The organism is Variovorax sp. KBS0712 (assembly GCF_006323185.2).
GTDB lineage: Bacteria > Pseudomonadota > Gammaproteobacteria > Burkholderiales > Burkholderiaceae_C > Variovorax > Variovorax boronicumulans.
Genome location: NZ_VCCD02000001.1, coordinates 628983 through 644773 on the forward strand (window position 1 = coordinate 628983; position 15791 = coordinate 644773).

The 15791-nt window shown below is 69.4% G+C and carries 16 protein-coding genes; 9 read left to right on the forward strand and 7 right to left on the reverse strand.

Features of this window, described 5'->3' with window-relative positions; all coding sequences use genetic code 11:
• The first annotated feature begins 15 nt into the window (after positions 1–15).
• Both FFI97_RS02735 and FFI97_RS02740 read left to right on the forward strand, forming a co-directional pair.
• On the forward strand, positions 16–855 hold the full coding sequence (locus FFI97_RS02735; protein ID WP_062474940.1) for a proteasome-type protease: 840 nt from the start codon (positions 16–18) through the stop codon (positions 853–855).
• Between the two features lie 2 nt (positions 856–857).
• Complete coding sequence (locus FFI97_RS02740; protein WP_185993629.1) at positions 858–1664, forward strand: alpha/beta fold hydrolase; 807 nt, start codon at positions 858–860, stop codon at positions 1662–1664.
• A gap of 7 nt (positions 1665–1671) precedes the next feature.
• Here the strand turns inward: FFI97_RS02740 and FFI97_RS02745 are convergent, their stop codons facing one another.
• Positions 1672–2184 carry an MOSC domain-containing protein gene (locus tag FFI97_RS02745; protein ID WP_139704474.1) on the reverse strand — a complete coding sequence of 171 codons (513 nt, stop codon included), beginning with the start codon at positions 2182–2184 and terminating at the stop codon, positions 1672–1674.
• Between the two features lie 121 nt (positions 2185–2305).
• Here FFI97_RS02745 and FFI97_RS02750 point away from each other — a divergent pair, with 121 nt between their 5' ends.
• The 5 genes from FFI97_RS02750 (at position 2306) to FFI97_RS02770 (ending at position 7547) form a co-directional block, all read left to right on the forward strand.
• Positions 2306–3589: an RNA polymerase sigma factor gene (locus FFI97_RS02750; RefSeq protein ID WP_144004354.1), complete on the forward strand. Its 1284-nt coding sequence runs from the start codon at positions 2306–2308 to the stop codon at positions 3587–3589.
• Positions 3586–3966: a YciI family protein gene (locus FFI97_RS02755; protein WP_144004355.1), complete on the forward strand. Its 381-nt coding sequence runs from the start codon at positions 3586–3588 to the stop codon at positions 3964–3966. The genes FFI97_RS02750 and FFI97_RS02755 overlap by 4 nt, the downstream gene beginning before the upstream one ends.
• Before the next feature lie 100 nt (positions 3967–4066).
• The gene (locus FFI97_RS02760; RefSeq protein WP_139704468.1) at positions 4067–4879 is read left to right on the forward strand and encodes an SDR family NAD(P)-dependent oxidoreductase; all 813 of its coding nucleotides are present in this window, start codon (positions 4067–4069) and stop codon (positions 4877–4879) included.
• Positions 4880–4992: 113 nt separating this feature from the next.
• Positions 4993–5706, forward strand: coding sequence for a response regulator transcription factor (locus FFI97_RS02765; protein WP_062474925.1), 714 nt, complete (start codon positions 4993–4995; stop codon positions 5704–5706).
• Positions 5616–7547: an ATP-binding protein gene (locus tag FFI97_RS02770; protein ID WP_139704466.1), complete on the forward strand. Its 1932-nt coding sequence runs from the start codon at positions 5616–5618 to the stop codon at positions 7545–7547. The genes FFI97_RS02765 and FFI97_RS02770 overlap by 91 nt, the downstream gene beginning before the upstream one ends.
• Here FFI97_RS02770 and azu read toward each other — a convergent pair.
• From azu to FFI97_RS02785, 3 genes are all read right to left on the reverse strand, one after another.
• Entirely contained in the window at positions 7540–7992 is a 453-nt protein-coding gene (gene azu, locus FFI97_RS02775) for an azurin (RefSeq protein ID WP_139704464.1), read from the reverse strand. The two genes, FFI97_RS02770 and azu, sit on opposite strands and share 8 nt — an antisense overlap.
• A 98-nt stretch (positions 7993–8090) precedes the next feature.
• Positions 8091–10439 (reverse strand): cytochrome P450/oxidoreductase, encoded by a 2349-nt coding sequence (locus FFI97_RS02780; RefSeq protein ID WP_139704462.1) that lies wholly within the window; start codon positions 10437–10439, stop codon positions 8091–8093.
• A gap of 10 nt (positions 10440–10449) precedes the next feature.
• Positions 10450–11424, reverse strand: coding sequence for a Bug family tripartite tricarboxylate transporter substrate binding protein (locus tag FFI97_RS02785; RefSeq protein WP_139704460.1), 975 nt, complete (start codon positions 11422–11424; stop codon positions 10450–10452).
• A gap of 113 nt (positions 11425–11537) precedes the next feature.
• Between FFI97_RS02785 and FFI97_RS02790 the strand changes: the two genes are divergently transcribed.
• Complete coding sequence (locus FFI97_RS02790; RefSeq protein ID WP_139704458.1) at positions 11538–12347, forward strand: IclR family transcriptional regulator; 810 nt, start codon at positions 11538–11540, stop codon at positions 12345–12347.
• A 10-nt stretch (positions 12348–12357) separates the two neighbouring features.
• Here the strand turns inward: FFI97_RS02790 and FFI97_RS02795 are convergent, their stop codons facing one another.
• Positions 12358–13182: an undecaprenyl-diphosphate phosphatase gene (locus FFI97_RS02795; RefSeq protein WP_062474913.1), complete on the reverse strand. Its 825-nt coding sequence runs from the start codon at positions 13180–13182 to the stop codon at positions 12358–12360.
• 182 nt (positions 13183–13364) lie between these two features.
• On the opposite strand from FFI97_RS02795, the gene FFI97_RS02800 reads away from it, so the two are divergent.
• Complete coding sequence (locus FFI97_RS02800) at positions 13365–14222, forward strand: hypothetical protein (protein ID WP_139704455.1); 858 nt, start codon at positions 13365–13367, stop codon at positions 14220–14222.
• Here FFI97_RS02800 and FFI97_RS02805 read toward each other — a convergent pair.
• Both FFI97_RS02805 and FFI97_RS02810 read right to left on the reverse strand, forming a co-directional pair.
• Entirely contained in the window at positions 14214–14858 is a 645-nt protein-coding gene (locus FFI97_RS02805; protein ID WP_139704454.1) for an aspartate/glutamate racemase family protein, read from the reverse strand. The two genes, FFI97_RS02800 and FFI97_RS02805, sit on opposite strands and share 9 nt — an antisense overlap.
• A 14-nt stretch (positions 14859–14872) precedes the next feature.
• Positions 14873–15787, reverse strand: coding sequence for a transporter substrate-binding domain-containing protein (locus FFI97_RS02810; RefSeq protein ID WP_139704452.1), 915 nt, complete (start codon positions 15785–15787; stop codon positions 14873–14875).
• Positions 15788–15791: the final 4 nt, after the last annotated feature.

The following is a 15791-nucleotide window of genomic DNA, read 5'->3' on the forward strand; positions in this document are numbered from 1 at the left end:
CTGCAAGGCGAACCCATGACTTATTGCGTAGGCATCAAACTCAACGCCGGCCTGGTGTTTCTTTCCGACTCGCGCACGAACGCGGGGGTGGACCACATCAGCACCTTCCGCAAGATGATCGTCTACGAGCAGCCAGGCGACCGCGTGATGGTGCTGCTGTCGTCGGGCAACCTGAGCATCTCGCAGTCGGTGCGCGAAATCCTGCAGATCGAAGAGCTGCGCGAAACGCGCGAGGACGGCACGCAGGGCGAACCCATCACCATCTGGAACGCCAAGAGCATGTTCGACGCCGCGCGCGTGCTGGGCTCGGCCGTGCGCCATGTGTACGACCGCGATGCCGAAGCACTCAAGCATGCGGGCCTCGATTTCAACGTGTCGTTCATCTTCGGCGGGCAGGTCAAGGGCGAAGGCATGCGCCTGTTCCTGGTCTACGCCGCGGGCAACTTCATCGAAGCCACCACCGAGACGCCCTACTTCCAGGTGGGCGAGTCGAAGTACGGCAAGCCCGTGCTCGACCGCGTGCTCACGCCCGAGACGCCGCTGGACGAAGCCGCCAAGTGCGCGCTGGTGTCGATGGACTCGACCATGAAGTCGAACCTGTCGGTCGGCCTGCCGCTGGACCTCGTGGTGTACGAGGCCAACAAGCTCGAGACCGACCGCGTGATCTGCATCGACGCCGACAACCCCTACTACCGCATGATGCACAACAGCTGGGGCCAGAAGCTGCGCGAGGTGTTCGACAGCATCGAAGACCCGGTGTGGGACGACAGCGCCACCGAACACCCGCTGCGGATGCCGGCCACGCGTCACAGCCCGCTGCGCAAGATCTCCACGCCCGACGAAAAGCTCATCTGAATCTGTCCGTGCCTCCTGTCATCTTTTCGCACGGCAACAGCTTTCCGGCGAGCACCTACCGCGTCGTTCTCGACAGCCTTCGCAACCGGGGCTTCGAGGTCGACGCCATCGAGAAATTCGGGCACGACCCGAAGTACCCCGTCACCGACAACTGGCCGCACCTGGTGCAGCAGCTGGCCGACTTCGCCAAGCTGCGTGCCGACCGCGCGGGCGGCCCGGTGTTTCTCATCGGCCATTCGCTGGGCGGCTTCCTGAGCCTGATGTGCGCGGCGCGCCACCCCGAGCTGGCGCGCGGCGTGCTGCTGATCGATTCGCCGATCCTCGGCGGCTGGCGCGCGAACACGCTCAACGTGGTCAAGCGCACGCCGCTCATGAAGAGCATTTCGCCCGGCGCCGTGAGCCGCAAGCGCAAGAACAGCTGGGAGCACCGCGAGGCGGTGTTCGAGCACTTCCGCAGCAAGAAGGCGTTCGCGAAGTGGGACGAGCAGGTGCTGCACGACTACATCGACCACGGCACCTTCGACAGCGAAGACACGCGCTCGCTGAGCTTCGACCGCGACGTGGAAACCGCCATCTACAACACCCTGCCCCACACGCTGGGCGCGCTGCTGCGCCGCCACCCGCTCAAGTGCAAGGTGGCGTTCATCGGCGGACGCCAGTCGGTCGAGATGAAGCAGGTGGGCATGGCGATGACCGAGCAGGTCACCAAGGGCCGCATCACGATGCTCGACGGCAGCCACCTGTTCCCGATGGAAAAGCCGCTGGCCACGGCGGCGGCCATCGAGGCTTCGCTGCGCAACCTGATGTAGGTGGTGTTCAGGCGGTGCGGCAGGCGACCACGTCGCCGACGCGCAGCACACCGCCACGCAGCACCCGCGCCGTCACGCCGCCATGCCCGCGCATGGCGTTGTAGCCACCGGGGCCGAGCAGTTCTTCCATGCGCGAGCAAGGCTCGCAGGGCCCGGTGATCTCGAGCAGCACCTCGGGCCCGAGCGCCAGCACCAGCGGCTGGTCGCGAAACAGCGAGCGCGCCGCCAGCAGGTTGAGGCCCGACACGACGAGGTTGCGGCGCAGCAGGCCCGCACCCACACCCTCCATGCGCTGCGCAAGCGCCGCGACAACCGGCAGGTGCTCCGCCTGGATCAGCGTGACCTGCCGCTTGCCACCGCCGCGCCCGGCGCTGATGCGGTCGCCGGCCAGCCCCAGCCCTTCGATGGCCTGCACCTCCTCCACCGATTGAACTGGCGTGCGCCGCGCGGGGCGCAACAGGATGGCGTCGAGCCGGCCGGGGTGCGGAAACTGCCGGGTCAGGGCGTGGAGGTCGGACATGCGCCGCATTGTCCACGCGGACTTTTTTTGCGCACCGCTGTCGGCCCGCCGCATACTGGCGCGTCCTTGGGGTTGAACCGACCTCCGTCGAAGGAACAGAAGCGACACCCACGCGCCGACGATGAGCACCACCGAGCTGAGCTGGATCGCCACCACACTGACCGCTGCGCGCCCGCGCGCGGTGGCGGCACTGCTGCGCTACTTCCGCGACCTGGACACGGCCGAGGAAGGCTTCCAGGAAGCCAGCCTGCGCGCGCTGCGGCACTGGCCCGAGCACGGCCCGCCCGACGATCCGCTGGCGTGGCTGATCCTCGTGGGGCGCAACGCGGCGCTCGACGAGCTGCGGCGGCGCGACCGGCACGATCCGCTGCCCGAAGCCGATGACGGCGACGCGGACATGGCCCTCGACCCCGACCTCGCCGAACAGCTCGACCAGTCGCACTACCGCGACGACGTGCTGCGCCTGCTGTTCGTCTGCTGCCACCCCGCGTTGCCGCTCGCGCAGCAGATCGCGCTGGCGCTGCGCATCGTCTCGGGCCTGTCGGTGCCGGAGATCGCGCGCGCCTTCCTGGTCGGCGAGCGCGCCATGGAACAGCGCATCACGCGCGCCAAGCAGCGCGTGGCCGCGGCCGGCCTGCCCTTCGATGCGCCCGGCGCGCGCGAACGCGGCGAGCGGCTGGCGGCCGTGGGCGCGGTGGTCTATCTGCTGTTCAACGAAGGCTATGCGGCCAGCGGCGGCACGGCCCATGTGCGCGTGGCGCTGTGCGAAGAGGCGATCCGGCTCGCGCGCCTGCTGTGCGACCTGTTCCCCGACGAGCCCGAGACCGCCGGCCTGTGCGCCCTGCTGCTGTTGCAGCACGCGCGCGCCGATGCGCGGCTGGACGCGGCCGGCATGGTCGTGCTGCTCGAAGACCAGGACCGCACGCGCTGGCACCGCGCGGCGATCGACGAAGGCCTGGCCCTGCTCGACGCCGCGCTGCGCCAGCGCCGCGTCGGGCCGTACCAGCTGCAGGCGGCCATCGCGGCCACGCACGCGCGGGCCGCGCGCGCCGCCGACACCGACTGGGCCGAGATCGACCGGCTCTACGCCGGGCTCGAAAAGCTGCAGCCTTCGCCCGTGGTCACGCTCAACCGCGCGGTGGCCGTGGCCAAGGTGCGCGGGCCCGAGGCGGCGCTGGCGATGGTCGACGCGCTGGCAGAGCCGCTGTCGGCGTACTTCCACTTCCACGGCCTGCGCGGCGGGCTGCTGATGCAGCTGGGCCGCAGCGACGAAGCGCGCCGCGCCTTTGCCGACGCGCTCGCACTGGCCCGCACCGCCGCCGAGGCCGCGCACATCCGCCTGCTGCTCGACCGCCTCGGCGCGGGCGCCTCTTCCGACTCCCTTCAAGCAAAGGACGAACGATGATCTATTCCATCCTGATCTACGGTTCCGAAGCTGCGGCGGCCGGCTGGGCGCCCGAGGTCGAAGACGAGATGCTCGAGCGCCACGCCGACCTGCGCGACGAGCTGCAGGCCGCCGGCCGGCTCGGCACCGTGCTGCGCCTGATGCCCGACACAGCCACCACCGTGCGGCACGCCGGCGCCGCGCATCCGCTGGTGACCGACGGGCCCTTCGCCGAGACGAAGGAGCAGCTGATGGGCATCTACATCGTCGAGTGCGAGTCGCTCGAAGACGCGCGGCATGCGGCGCGGCGGCTGGACTTCGAGGGCGGCGTGTTCGAGATCCGCCCGGTGACCTGGTACGACCCGGGCGTGATCGCGCCGCGCATCCCGCAGGTCTGAAAAAAATCCCACGGCGCTGTCGGATCAGCTGGGCCTGCGCCGTCCTTGGAACGAGCGCCCGCATGTCGCGGGTCGCCATTCACGCCAAGGAGAAGCTCTCATGCCCTCGAATGTCCAGTCCTTGCAAGACCGCTGCGCCGTGATCCACGGCGGCAGCGGTGCCCTCGGCGGCGCCGTCGCCCGCGCCTTTGCACGCGAAGGCGCCCGCGTGTTCATCACCGGCCGCAACCGCGACAAGCTCGACGCGGTGGTGCGAGACATCACCCAAGCCGGCGGCCGCGCGCAGGCCGCGGTGGTCGACGCGCTGGACGAGGCCGCGATGCTGCGCCACGCGGCCGAGGTGGCCGAGCAGGCCGGCGGCATCGACCTCGCGTTCAACGCCGTCGGCGTCTTCCATGTGCAGGGCCGGCCACTGGCCGAGCTGTCGCTGGAGGACTTCTTCCTCCCCATCCACGCCTACACGCGCGCCAACTTCCTCACCGCCAAGGCCGTGGCGCCGCACATGGCGGCGCGCGGCGGCGGCGTGATCCTGTCGGTGTCGACGCCCGCCTCGCGCCTACCCGGCCCCGGGTACCTCGGACATGCCGTGGCCTGCGCCGGCGTGGAGGGGCTCGCGCGCCACATGGCGGGCGAGCTGGCGGCCTTTCGCATCCGCACGGCCTGCATCCGCTCGCACGCGATTCCCGAGGCGGTGGCCGCGGGCTCGCACAGCGGCGAGGTGTTTCGCCCGGCGGCCGAGCGCATGGGCCTCACGGTCGAGCAGATGCTGGCCGCGCGGCCCGACGGGCTGCTGGTCGAACGCCTGCCCTCGCTGGACCAGCTCGCGGGCACCGCAGTGTTCCTGGCCTCGCCGCTGGCCGGGGCCATGACCGGGGCAATAGTCAACCTGAGCGGAGGGGTCATCCTCGATTAGGGTTGTGGTCGCTTTGAATTAACATCAAGATACAAATAGGAACTTTAGAAACAGTCGTTTCATTTAAGAAAAAACGTTGCACCACGTACACCACGGCTCAAAAATGTCGTCCTATGTCTGCCCCTCTCCTGGAAGACGTTGAAGTGGTCTCGCTGAGCCCCGCGCTGGTGGTCGAAGACGATCCGGCGATGCGCGAGCGCCTGGCGTACGTGCTGTCGACACTCGGATGCGACGAGCCCCAGATCGCCTGGGCCGACAGCCTGACCTCGGCCCGCTCGCTGCTGGAGCAGCAGCATTTCGGTGTGGCGCTGATCGACATCGGCCTGCCCGACGGCAGCGGCGTCGACCTGATCGAGTGGATGCACGTGCACCACCGGCTGGTGCCCGCCGTGGTGATCTCGGCCTGGCGCACCGAGGCCGTGATCTTCGCGGCGCTGCGTGCCGGCGCCATCGGCTACCTGCTGAAGGAACGCGACGACCTCGAGCTCAGCATCGCGCTGCGCAGCATCGAGCAAGGCGGCGCGCCGATCGACCCGGCCATCGCGCGCCGCATCCTCGGCTGGGTCGCGACCCAGCTGCCCGGCCTGCCCTCGCCGCCCGACGACCCGTCGCTGACGCCGGCCACCACGCCCGTCATGCTGACGCCGCGCGAGCGCAAAATCCTCGAGCTCGTGTCGCAAGGAATGAGCAACCGCGACATGGCGGAGGCGCTGTCGATCTCCAGACTCACCGTGGAATGCCACACCAAGAACATCTACCGCAAGCTGGCCGTCAACTCGCGCACCGAGGCGGTCTACCAGGGCCGACGGCAGGGCCTGCTGCGCTGAGGTTCCTTGCGGGCCTGCTGCTGTGGGCCCTGTGGCTGCTGCTCTCGTCGGGCAGCGCGCACGCACAAACACCGGTGGTTCCCGAACTTCGCGCCGAAGCCGCACGCGGCACCGGCTGGGACGACACGACCCCACCCGCCGACGGCTGGACGCCCATCGCCCTGCCCGACAGCTGGGCCACGCGCTGGCCCGGCTTCGACGGCGTGGTCTGGTATCGGCTGACCTGGGAGCAGCCCGCGCCGGTGGCCGAAACCGGGCTGCTGCTGCACTACCTGAACATGGCCGGCGAGGTCTCGCTCAACGGCACGACGATCTGGCGCGACCGCAGCCTGGTCGAGCCGCTCACGCGCGCATGGAACTCGCCGCGCTACTGGCTGCTGGACGCGCCGCAATTGCGCGCCGGCACCAACACGCTGCTGGTGCGCGTGTCGGGCCTGTCGGCCTACCAGGCCGGGCTGGGGCCGGTGAGCCTGGGCACGCCCGCGGCCATGCAGGCCGAGTTCGGCCGCGAGCAGCTCATGCGGCGCGACCTGCAGGTGTTCGGCCTGGCGACCAGCGCGGCGGTGTCGGCCTTCTTCGCGGCGTGGTGGCTGCTGCGCCGGCGCGAGACGGCCTACGGCTGGTTCGCGGCGATGTCGGTGCTGTGGCTGCTGTTCGGCTACAACCAGATCGCCACCAGTCCGTGGCCCTTTGCCAGCAATCACAGCTGGCAGGCGCTGAACACCTCGCTGCTGCTGTTCTTCAGCGTGTCGTATGGCGTGTTCGTGCTGCGCTTTGCCGGGCGGCGCCTGCCGCGCCTGGAGATCGCGGCGTTCGCAGTGGCGGCCGTGGGCGTGCTCGACCTGTGGTTCGCGGGCACCGCCAACCTGCCCACGCACCGCGCGATCTGGACGCTGGTGGGCGGCCTCACGATCATCGTGGTGAACAGCAGCGGCATCTTCCACGCGCTGCGCCACCGCGGCAGCCCGATGCGTTCGCTCGCGCCGTTCATGGCGGTGTCGGCGCTCACGGGCGCGCACGACCTGCTGGTGTTCACGCAGGTGATCGACAGCAACATCTACTACACGACCATGTCCTCGTACGTGCTGCTCTTGGGCATGGCGCTGACGCAGGCCGGGCGCTTCGTGCAGAGCCTGCGGCGCATCGAGAACTTCAACACCGAGCTGATCGAGGAAGTGAACGCCGCCAAGGCCGAACTCGCGTCCACGCTCGCGCAGCAGCACGCGCTGGAGCTCGCGCACGCGCGCATCGGCGAGCGCGTGGCCCTGGTGAGCGACCTGCACGACGGCCTGGGCGGCATGCTGGTGGGCAGCATCGCGACGCTGGAGCGCACGCCCGAGCACCTCAGCGCGCCGCAGCTGCTGGCGATGCTCAAGAGCCTGCGCGACGACCTGCGGCTGATCATCGACGCCACCGGCCGCGACGACGGGGCGCGCGCGCTCGGCGAGCTGCTGGCGCCGCTGCGCTACCGCAGCGCGCAGCTGCTGGACGCGAACGGCATCGACTGCCGCTGGAAGGTCTCGGGCATCGACACGCTCGAACTCGCGCCCTCGCAGAGCCTGGACCTGATGCGCTTCCTGCAGGAGGCGCTGACCAACGTGCTCAAGCACAGCGCAGGCCGGCGCGTGGACGTGACGGTGGCGCGCGCGGGCGCCGAGTTGCAGCTCAGCGTGCGCGACGACGGCCGAGGGTTTGCAGTGGACGGCGTGAGCGGCGGCGCGGGGCTGCGCAACCTGCGGGCGCGGGCACGCCGCCTGGGCGCGCAGCTGCAGCTGCAGTCGCGCCCCGGCGAGACGCAGGTGGTGCTGCGGATGCCCCTGGGCGGCGCGGCGCCTACTTGACCAGCGCCAGCGTGCCCTTCATGAGCGACGCGTGCCCCGGGAACGAGCAGAACCACGCATAGCTGTCTCCCGCCTTGAGCTTGCTCACGTCGAAGCTCACGGCATCGGTCTCGCCGCCGCCGATGACCTTCGAATGCGCGATGACGCGAGCATCGCCCGGCTTCACGTAGGCCTTGTCCAGCCCCGCGCCGATGCCGTCCGCCGCCACGCCCTGCGCGTCGGCGGCCTTGCTCAGCACCCAGTTGTGGCCCATCGCGGCCTTGGGCAGCTTGCCGACGTGCTTGAGCTTCACGGTGAACTGCTTGCAGCTGGCCGGTACGGCGATGGCGGTCTTGTTGAACTGCATCGCGTCGTTGCCTTCGATCTCGATGTCGCAGGTGGCGGCCAGCACGGGGCCGGCAAGCAGCGCCGTGAAAAGCAGGGCCGCGGTGGTTCTCGTCTTCATCACATGGTTCCTTCGGTGAGGTGCCGATTCGGCACGCCCCACTGTGCGGTGGGCGTGCCGCGAAACACTTGCGATGAATCAATGCGCGGCGAAAAACCTCAGAGTTCGAGCACCAGCCGCCCGTCGCAGGCACGCGAACAGCAGGCCATCATCTTCGTGTTCGCATCGCGCTCGCTGCGCGTGAGTACCACGTCGCGGTGATCGACCTTGCCGGCCAGCACGCGCACTTCGCAGGAACCGCACAGGCCTTCCTCGCAGTCGCTCTGCACATCGACGTTGGCCGCGCGCAGGGCCGTCAGCAAGGTCTGGTCGGGCGGTACGGTGATGACGAGGCCGGAGTCTTTCAGCTCCACCTCGAAGGCGTGTTCCTTCGACGGATCGAGCGTGGCCAGCGTCGATTCGAAATGCTCCACGCGCAGCGCGCCCTCGGGCCACGCGGCGCAGCAATCTTCCAGCGCTTCGAGCATGCGCAGCGGGCCGCAGGCATACACCTGCGCGCCGGGCACGGGCGTGGCCAGCAGCGCGCGCAGGTCGTTGCGCCGGCCTTCGTCGGCGGCATGCACGTGCAGGCGCTCGCCGTGCAGCGCGGCCAGCTCGTCGACGAAGGCCATGCTCGCGCGGCTGCGGCCGCTGTAGTGCAGTTCGTAGTCCATGCCCAGCGCCTTGGCGCGCCGCGCCATCGCGCTCACGGGCGTGATGCCGATGCCGCCGGCGATGAAGATCGCCTTCGGCAGCGACTCGTCGAGCCGGAAGTGGTTGCGCGGGCCGCGGATGCGCAGGCGGTCGCCCGCCTTCACGTTCGCATGCACCCAGGCCGAGCCGCCGCGGCCTTCGGGCTCGTGCAGCACGGCGATCTCCAGCGCGTGGGCTTCGTCGGGGTCGCCGCACAGCGAGTACTGGCGCGACAGCTCGGGAGAGCCACATTCCACGTCGATGTGCGAGCCCGGCGTCCAGCGCGGCAGCGGCTTGCCGTCGGGCGAAACCAGGCGCAGGCGCACGATGCCGTCGGCCACCGGCGTCACGCGCTCGACCACCACGGGCCGCGCGATGGCGTGCGCTGAAGGCTCGCCGATGCGCACCGGCACCTGCACGTCGCGCAGGCCCGCGTTGGCGCGCTCCGGGTTGGCGCGCGGGTCCCACTCGACCCACAGGTGCTCGGGGCCGCGGAACGAGGTGTTGGGCACGTAGCTGAAGCGCTGCTCCGACAGGCGCATGTGCGGCAGGCGGCGCGTGAACTCCTCCAGGAAGATCTGCATCTCCATGCGCGCCAGGTTCTTGCCCATGCACTGGTGCGAGCCGTAGCCGAAGGTCAGGTGGTCGCTGGCGTTGTCGCGGCGGATGTCGAACAGGTCGGCATCGGCGAAGTGGCCTTCGTCGTGGTTGGCCGACGAGGTGACGATCAGCAGGCGCGAGCCCGCCGGCAGGTCGACGCCGCCGACCTGCGTGTCCTTGGTGACCAGCCGGCGCCAGGCGGCCACCGAGCCGTTGTGGCGCAGGCACTCTTCCACCGCGTTGGGAATGAGGCCCGGGTCGTCGCACAGCTCCTGCCACACCTGCGGGTGCTGCAGCAGCAGCTTCACGGCGTTGGCGGTGGCGTTGGCGGTGGTCTCGTGCGCGGCCACGATGCCGGCCATCATCATCGAGTGCAGGTACGAGTCGGTGACGACCTCGGGGTGCTGCATCTGCTTGCGGATGCCGTACTGCATCCAGCCCGGCGCGTCGGGGTCCTGGCGCATCTTGTCGAGCACCTTGCCGGCGTACTGCCAGAAGTTGCCGACCGCGTGCGCCACGGCCACCTGCTCCTCGGGCTTGGGGCGGCCCCAGGTGTTGACGGTGTGCGCAATGGAGTATTTGCGCAGCGTGTCCATGTCTTCCTCGGGCACGCCGAGAAAGTGCAGCGCCACGGTGAGCGGAATCTCCCACAGCATCTGGTCGACGAGGTCGGCGCGGCCGTCGTCGATGAAGCGGTCGACATAGCTGCGCGCGAGTTCGCGCACCAGCGGCTCGTGGTGCTTCAGCGCCTCGGGCGTGAACGGGTCCATGAGCGCGCGGCGGCGCGGCATGTGGGCCGGCTCGTCCTCGTTCACCAGCGTGCGGTTGAGCGCGAAGCCGTAGCTTGCGAGCACGGCGTTGGCTTCTTCACCCGTGGGCGTGATCTTCTCCAGCGCGTTCGACGGGCTGAAGGTGAGGTTGTCGCGGAACACCGCCTTGATGTCGTCGTAGCGCGTGATCACCCAGTAGCCCAGCTTGGGGCTGTAGAAGATCGGCTCCTGCTCGCGGGCCCAGCGCACGTACTCGGGCGGGTCCTGCTGGTAGCCGTCCTCGAAGGGGTCGAACTCGGCGGCGCGCTGGCTCACGGGGCAGCCGGTGGGCGTGCGCTCGGCGGAGAGCGCCCCGTGCGCGACGGGGCAACCGGAGGTGCGCGAAGGCATGGCGGTGTCGGACATGGCAGCAGACTCAGTCGAGCGTGATCTTCAGGTCGCGGATCAGCTTGTGCCAGCGCGCGGTCTCGGCCTTGAGCAGCTCGGTGTACTGCGCGGGCGTGTTGCCCACGGGCTCGACGCCGAAGTCGACCATGCGCTTGTTCACCGAGGGCTCGTGGATCGCGGCCACCAGCTGGCGGTTGAGCGTGTTCACCACGTCGGCCGGCGTGGCCGCGGGCACCACCACGCCGACCAGCGCGGCGGCCTCGACGTTCTTGTAGCCGAGCTCGGCGAAGGTGGGCACGTCGGGCAGCTGCGGCAGGCGCGTGGGGTTGGCCACGGCCAGCGCGCGCACCTTGCCGCCCTTGATGAAGCCGGCGCCGGCGGCCATGTCGACCATCATGGCCGGCAGCTGCCCGCCGACCACGTCGGCCAGCGCGGGCGCCGCGCCGCGGTACGGCACGTGGACCATGAAGAGCTTGGCCTCCACTTTCAGCAGTTCCATCGCCAGGTGGTGCGGGCTGCCCGCGCCGGCCGAGGCGTAGTTGATGCCGCCCGGCTTGGCCTTGGCCTGGGCGATGAAGTCCTTGGCGGTGGCAAAGCCCGAGTTGGCGCCGACCACCAGGATCATCGGGAACTTGCCCATCAGCGTGACGGGCGCCAGGTCCTTGGTGGGGCTGTAGCTCAGCGACTTGTACAGCGCCGGGTTGAACACCAGCGTGCCGTTGTCGGCCGAGAGCACGGTGTAGCCGTCGGCCGGGGCGCGCGCGGTTTCGGCGGCGGCCAGCGCGGTGTTGCCACCCGGCTTGTTGTCCACCAGCACCGGCTGGCCGACCTGGGTCGACAGCGTCTGGGCGACGGTGCGCGCGAGGAAGTCGGAGCCGCCGCCCGCTGCGTAGGGCACGAGCCAGCGGATCGGCTTGGCGGGGAAGGTGGTCTGGGCGCTGGCGGCAGTGGCCAGGGCAGCCAGGGACAGGACCGCAAGGCCGCGGGCGAAGTTCATCTTCATCTGGGTGTCTCCGGGGTTGGAATTGTGTATTGCGTAATTATCATACGCATTGCGTAATCACCAAACCACGGGTTTACCCGGCCACCGAGGCCGCCACCTAAGATGAGGACGACATGACCTCCCCCGCTGAAGCACCCCCTTCCCCTCCCCGCGAGCGCCGCCAGCGCGTGCAGTCCGCCGAGACCGGCATGGCCGTGCTCAAGGGCCTGGCGCACCTGGGCGGGCGCAGCAGCCTCACGGCGCTGGCCACCCACGTGGGCGAGAGCCCGGCCAAGGTGCACCGCTACCTCGCGAGCCTGATGGAGGAAAGCCTGGTGCGCCAGGACACCGCCTCGCAGCACTACTACCTGGGGCCCGAGGCGATCCAGATCGGCCTGGCTGCCATGCGCCAGGCCGACCCGATCCGCGCGGCCGAGCCCTGCCTGATCCGCCTGCGCGAATCGTTGGAGGTGACCTGCTTCGTCGCGGTGATGGGCAACAAGGGCCCGACCATCGTGCGCTTCGAGGAGCCGGGCCTGCCGGTGACGGTGAACGTGCGCGCCGGCTCGGTGATGTCGATGCTGTGGTCGGCCACCGGGCGCGCCTTCCTGGGCCTGCTCGACGAGTCGCGCGTGGTGGCGCTGGCCGAGCAGGAACTGGCCGACGCCACCGAGGACATGCGCGCTCTGCTCGATGCCGACGACCCCATCGGCGCGCTGCGCCGCGAGGTGCAGCAGGCGCACTGCGCCATCGTGAGGGACACCTACCTGCGCGGCATCAGCGCCGTGGCGGCACCGGTGTACGACTACGCAGGAAGGGTGTGCGCCGTGATCACCGCGCTGGGTGCCACGGGCGGGTTCGACCCGTCGATCGACGGGCCGATCGCCATCGCCGTGCGGCGGGAGGCGAAGGCCGCCGGCGCGCTGCTGGGCGCGGCGGCCTGAGGCTGCTGGCTTATTCCGCCCAGACCACCGCGCCGGTCCACGCCGTGGCCAGCACCACGATGCCGAAGGCGATGCGATACCACGCGAACGGAATGAAGTTGTGCGTGCTGATGTACTTCAGCAGCCAGCGCACGCACAGCCATGCGCTGATGAACGAGAAGGCCAGGCCCACCGTGAACATCGGAATGTCGGCCACCGACAGCAGCGCGCGCTCCTTGTAGAGGCTGTAGGCGCCCGCGCCGATCAGCGTCGGAATGGCCAGGAAGAACGAGAAATCGGTCGCCGCCTGGCGCGACAGGCCCAGCAGCATGCCGCCGATGATGGTCGAGCCGCTGCGGCTGGTGCCGGGGATCATCGCGAAACACTGCACCAGGCCGACCTTGAGCGCGTCCCAGGGCGTCATGTCGTCCACGTGCTCGACACGCACCGAACCGGGCGGGCGCTTCTCGGCCCACAGGATGATGAAGCCGCCGATGATGAAGGTGCTGGCCACCACGGTCGGGATGAACAGGTGCGCCTTGATCATCTTGCCGAACAAGAGGCCCAGCACCACCGCGGGCAGGAAGCCGATGACGATGTTCAGCGCCAGCCGGCGCGCCTTGGGCTGGCGCGGCAGCGCCACCACGGTCGAATGGATCTTCTGCCAGTAGACCAGGATCACCGCGAAGATCGCGCCGGTCTGGATGGCGATGTCGAACACCTTGGCCTTGGCGTCGTCGAAGCCCAGCAGCGAGCCCGCAAGAATGAGGTGGCCGGTCGACGAGATCGGCAGGAATTCGGTCAGACCCTCCACGATGCCCATGACAGCGGCCTTGACCAGCAAAACGATATCCACGCGTACTCCTTGAAAGAGCGGCAATTATGGCGAGGCCATCGGTCAGGCCCTGTTCAGGCGCCGTTCCGCCGGTGGAACACGAGGCAGCCCGCCCACGGAAATACCTAGTTCAGGTGATGTTCGACCTCGGCGCGTTAATACATATTGATAACAGTTATTCATCTGCGCCCGAAGGAGCATCCATGTCAACGTTCACCACCGGGAGTGAACTCGAGGACTGCGTCGCAGAAGAACGCCCCTCGACGCTCGACGACCATGTCGAAGACCGTCTCAAGAGCCCCTGCCAGCTGGAGCGGGAGCAGTGCCACGGCATGCTGCGCGTGGCCGAAGCCACCGGCGCCTCGGCCCACGAGCTGCGCCAGCTGACCCAGCGTCTGGCCGACATCGACCGCTGCGGCGCCAGCGCCTGCATCGTCGCGCAGGGCCACGTGGAGGCCGACCGCATGGCCTCCGGCCTGCAGGCCGACGCCGCCCTGTGCATCGACTTCCGGTTGCTGGAGCCGCTGGGCCCGGCCCATGACAAGAAATGGTTTGCGCGCTGGAAGTTCTGGAGCTTCCTGCTCGGTGCGGCCGGCCCGGTGGCCGCGCTCACGCTGCAGGGCCTGGCGCTGCGCCCGAGCGAGCCGCACGACGCGCACGCCGACCTGGTCGCCAAGTCGCGCAAGGTGCTCGAAAGCTGGCGCCGCACCTCCGACACCCTCTTCTGGCACGCGGTGGAAGACTACGTGCGCCAGCAGGCCTTCTCGCTCGAGACCCAGGCCTACCTGATGCACTGCGTGGCGTCGGTCTTCGCCGCCGACGCGCCCGTGCTGTGCTACGCCGAGCGCGAACGGCTGGCCGCCGTGCTCACCGACACCTACTGCGACGCGCTCGGCACGGCGGCGACCATGCCCTCGTCGGACATCTACCGCCGCCTGGCGCAGGGCCTGGAAACCGACAGCGGCAACGCCGGCCCGGGCCGTCCGCTCGCGCGCGGCGAGGCCGCGCAGGTGGCGATGACCACGCTGGTCACGGTCGTCGGCAACGGCGGCTCACACTGAAGCGCGACGGCGCAGCGCGCGCACCGCGCTGTCGACCGTCGTCAGCACCGGCAGGCCACTGGCCGCTTCGCAGGCACCACGCGCCCGCGCCATGCTGAACTGAGCCAGGGCAATGCGCGTGCAGCCGCGTGCGCGCAACGCCGCGGCCTGTTCGGCGATGAGCGCATCGTGGCGCTGTGCATCACCCGCATCGAGCGCGGCCAGCGCGCCCTCGGCCAGCGCCAGCTCGAGCGCCATGCCGGCAGGAAACTCCGGCGGCATCGATTCCAGCGTGCGCGCGAAGGTCGCGATCAGGCCCAGGCGGCCCTCGCCCTGCACGGCCTCTTCGATCATGGCCTCGTTGGGCTTGAGCACCGGAATGCCCGCGTGCCGCTGCGCCACCGCCTCGATGCACGGCCCGAAGGCCGAGCAGGTGAAGAGGATGCCGCGCGCGCCCGTGTCCACCGCGTACTGCGCCAGGCGCTGGAAGCGCTCGTGCATCGCCGCGTCGAGCCCCTTGCCGTCGCGCGCGAGGTCGGCTGACAGGCTGTCGTCCAGCAGGTTCATGCGCACGGCCTCGGGCCAGTCGCGTGCGAAGGCTTCGTTGATGGGCGCGACGGAATGTGAGAGCGCGTGGATGAGGGCGATGCGTGTCATGAAGTCAGGTGAGATCAGATGCCCTTGGACGACGGGTTGGCAAAGGCCTCCTTCGTCTCGGCATTGAGCGGGTAGTTGATGTTGATGCCCTTGGGCGGAATCGGCGACATGAACCACTTGCTGTAGAGCTTTTCCATCTCGCCGGACTTCATCATGCCCGACACCACGCGGTCCACCAGCGCCTTGAAGGCCGGGTCGTCCTTGCGGAACATCAGCGACTGGTTCTCGGTGCGCAGGCTCTCGCCGGTGATGACGAAGTCCTTCGGGTTGCGCGCGTTGGCGATCTGGCCCGCCAGCAGGATGTCGTCGAGCACGAAGGCCTGCGCGCGGCCGCTCTCGACCAGCAGGAACGAGTCGGTGTGGTCCTTGCCCGAGAGCTGGTTCACCTCGAGGCTGCGGCCCTTGTCGGCCGCGCGCAGCAGGCGGAACGACGTGGTGCCGGCGGTGGTGACCACCGTCTTGCCCTGCAGGTCGGCGATGCTCTTGATGCCCGAATCGGCCTTTACCAGCGTGCGCACGTTGTAGCGGAAGATGTCCGGCGAGAAGGCCACCTGCGACTGGCGCTCGACCAGGTTGGTGGTGGAGCCGCACTCGATGTCCACCGTGCCGTTCTGCACCAGCGGAATGCGGTTGGCCGAGGTCACCGCCTGGTACTTGACCTCGACGGCCGGCAGCTTCAGCTCGGTCTTCACCGCGTCGACGATGCGGTTGCAGATCTCGATGCTGTAGCCCACGGGCTTGAGGTTGGCGTCCAGGTACGAGAAGCCGAACGAGGCCTCGCGGTAGCCGAAGGTGATGGCGCCGCTGGCCTTGATCTTGGCGAGCGTGTCGTTGGCGGGCTGCGCCTGCGCGGGAGCGGTCGGTGCCAGGGCGGCAAGGGCCAGCGCGAAGGCGGCGGCGATGGAAAGCGACGGGCGAAGCTGGGGCATGGAA

What these genes read in the sequence shown, in the direction of transcription:
- FFI97_RS02735 (WP_062474940.1), top strand. Translation starts at nt 16, where the DNA reads ATGACTTATTGCGTAGGCATCAAACTCAACGCCGGCCTGGTGTTTCTT.
- FFI97_RS02745 (WP_139704474.1), bottom strand. Translation starts at nt 2,184, where the DNA reads ATGTCCGACCTCCACGCCCTGACCCGGCAGTTTCCGCACCCCGGCCGG.
- FFI97_RS02750 (WP_144004354.1), top strand. Translation starts at nt 2,306, where the DNA reads ATGAGCACCACCGAGCTGAGCTGGATCGCCACCACACTGACCGCTGCG.
- FFI97_RS02755 (WP_144004355.1), top strand. Translation starts at nt 3,586, where the DNA reads ATGATCTATTCCATCCTGATCTACGGTTCCGAAGCTGCGGCGGCCGGC.
- FFI97_RS02760 (WP_139704468.1), top strand. Translation starts at nt 4,067, where the DNA reads ATGCCCTCGAATGTCCAGTCCTTGCAAGACCGCTGCGCCGTGATCCAC.
- FFI97_RS02765 (WP_062474925.1), top strand. Translation starts at nt 4,993, where the DNA reads ATGTCTGCCCCTCTCCTGGAAGACGTTGAAGTGGTCTCGCTGAGCCCC.
- FFI97_RS02770 (WP_139704466.1), top strand. Translation starts at nt 5,616, where the DNA reads ATGCCACACCAAGAACATCTACCGCAAGCTGGCCGTCAACTCGCGCAC.
- azu (WP_139704464.1), bottom strand. Translation starts at nt 7,992, where the DNA reads ATGAAGACGAGAACCACCGCGGCCCTGCTTTTCACGGCGCTGCTTGCC.
- FFI97_RS02780 (WP_139704462.1), bottom strand. Translation starts at nt 10,439, where the DNA reads ATGTCCGACACCGCCATGCCTTCGCGCACCTCCGGTTGCCCCGTCGCG.
- FFI97_RS02785 (WP_139704460.1), bottom strand. Translation starts at nt 11,424, where the DNA reads ATGAAGATGAACTTCGCCCGCGGCCTTGCGGTCCTGTCCCTGGCTGCC.
- FFI97_RS02790 (WP_139704458.1), top strand. Translation starts at nt 11,538, where the DNA reads ATGACCTCCCCCGCTGAAGCACCCCCTTCCCCTCCCCGCGAGCGCCGC.
- FFI97_RS02800 (WP_139704455.1), top strand. Translation starts at nt 13,365, where the DNA reads ATGTCAACGTTCACCACCGGGAGTGAACTCGAGGACTGCGTCGCAGAA.
- FFI97_RS02805 (WP_139704454.1), bottom strand. Translation starts at nt 14,858, where the DNA reads ATGACACGCATCGCCCTCATCCACGCGCTCTCACATTCCGTCGCGCCC.
- FFI97_RS02810 (WP_139704452.1), bottom strand. Translation starts at nt 15,787, where the DNA reads ATGCCCCAGCTTCGCCCGTCGCTTTCCATCGCCGCCGCCTTCGCGCTG.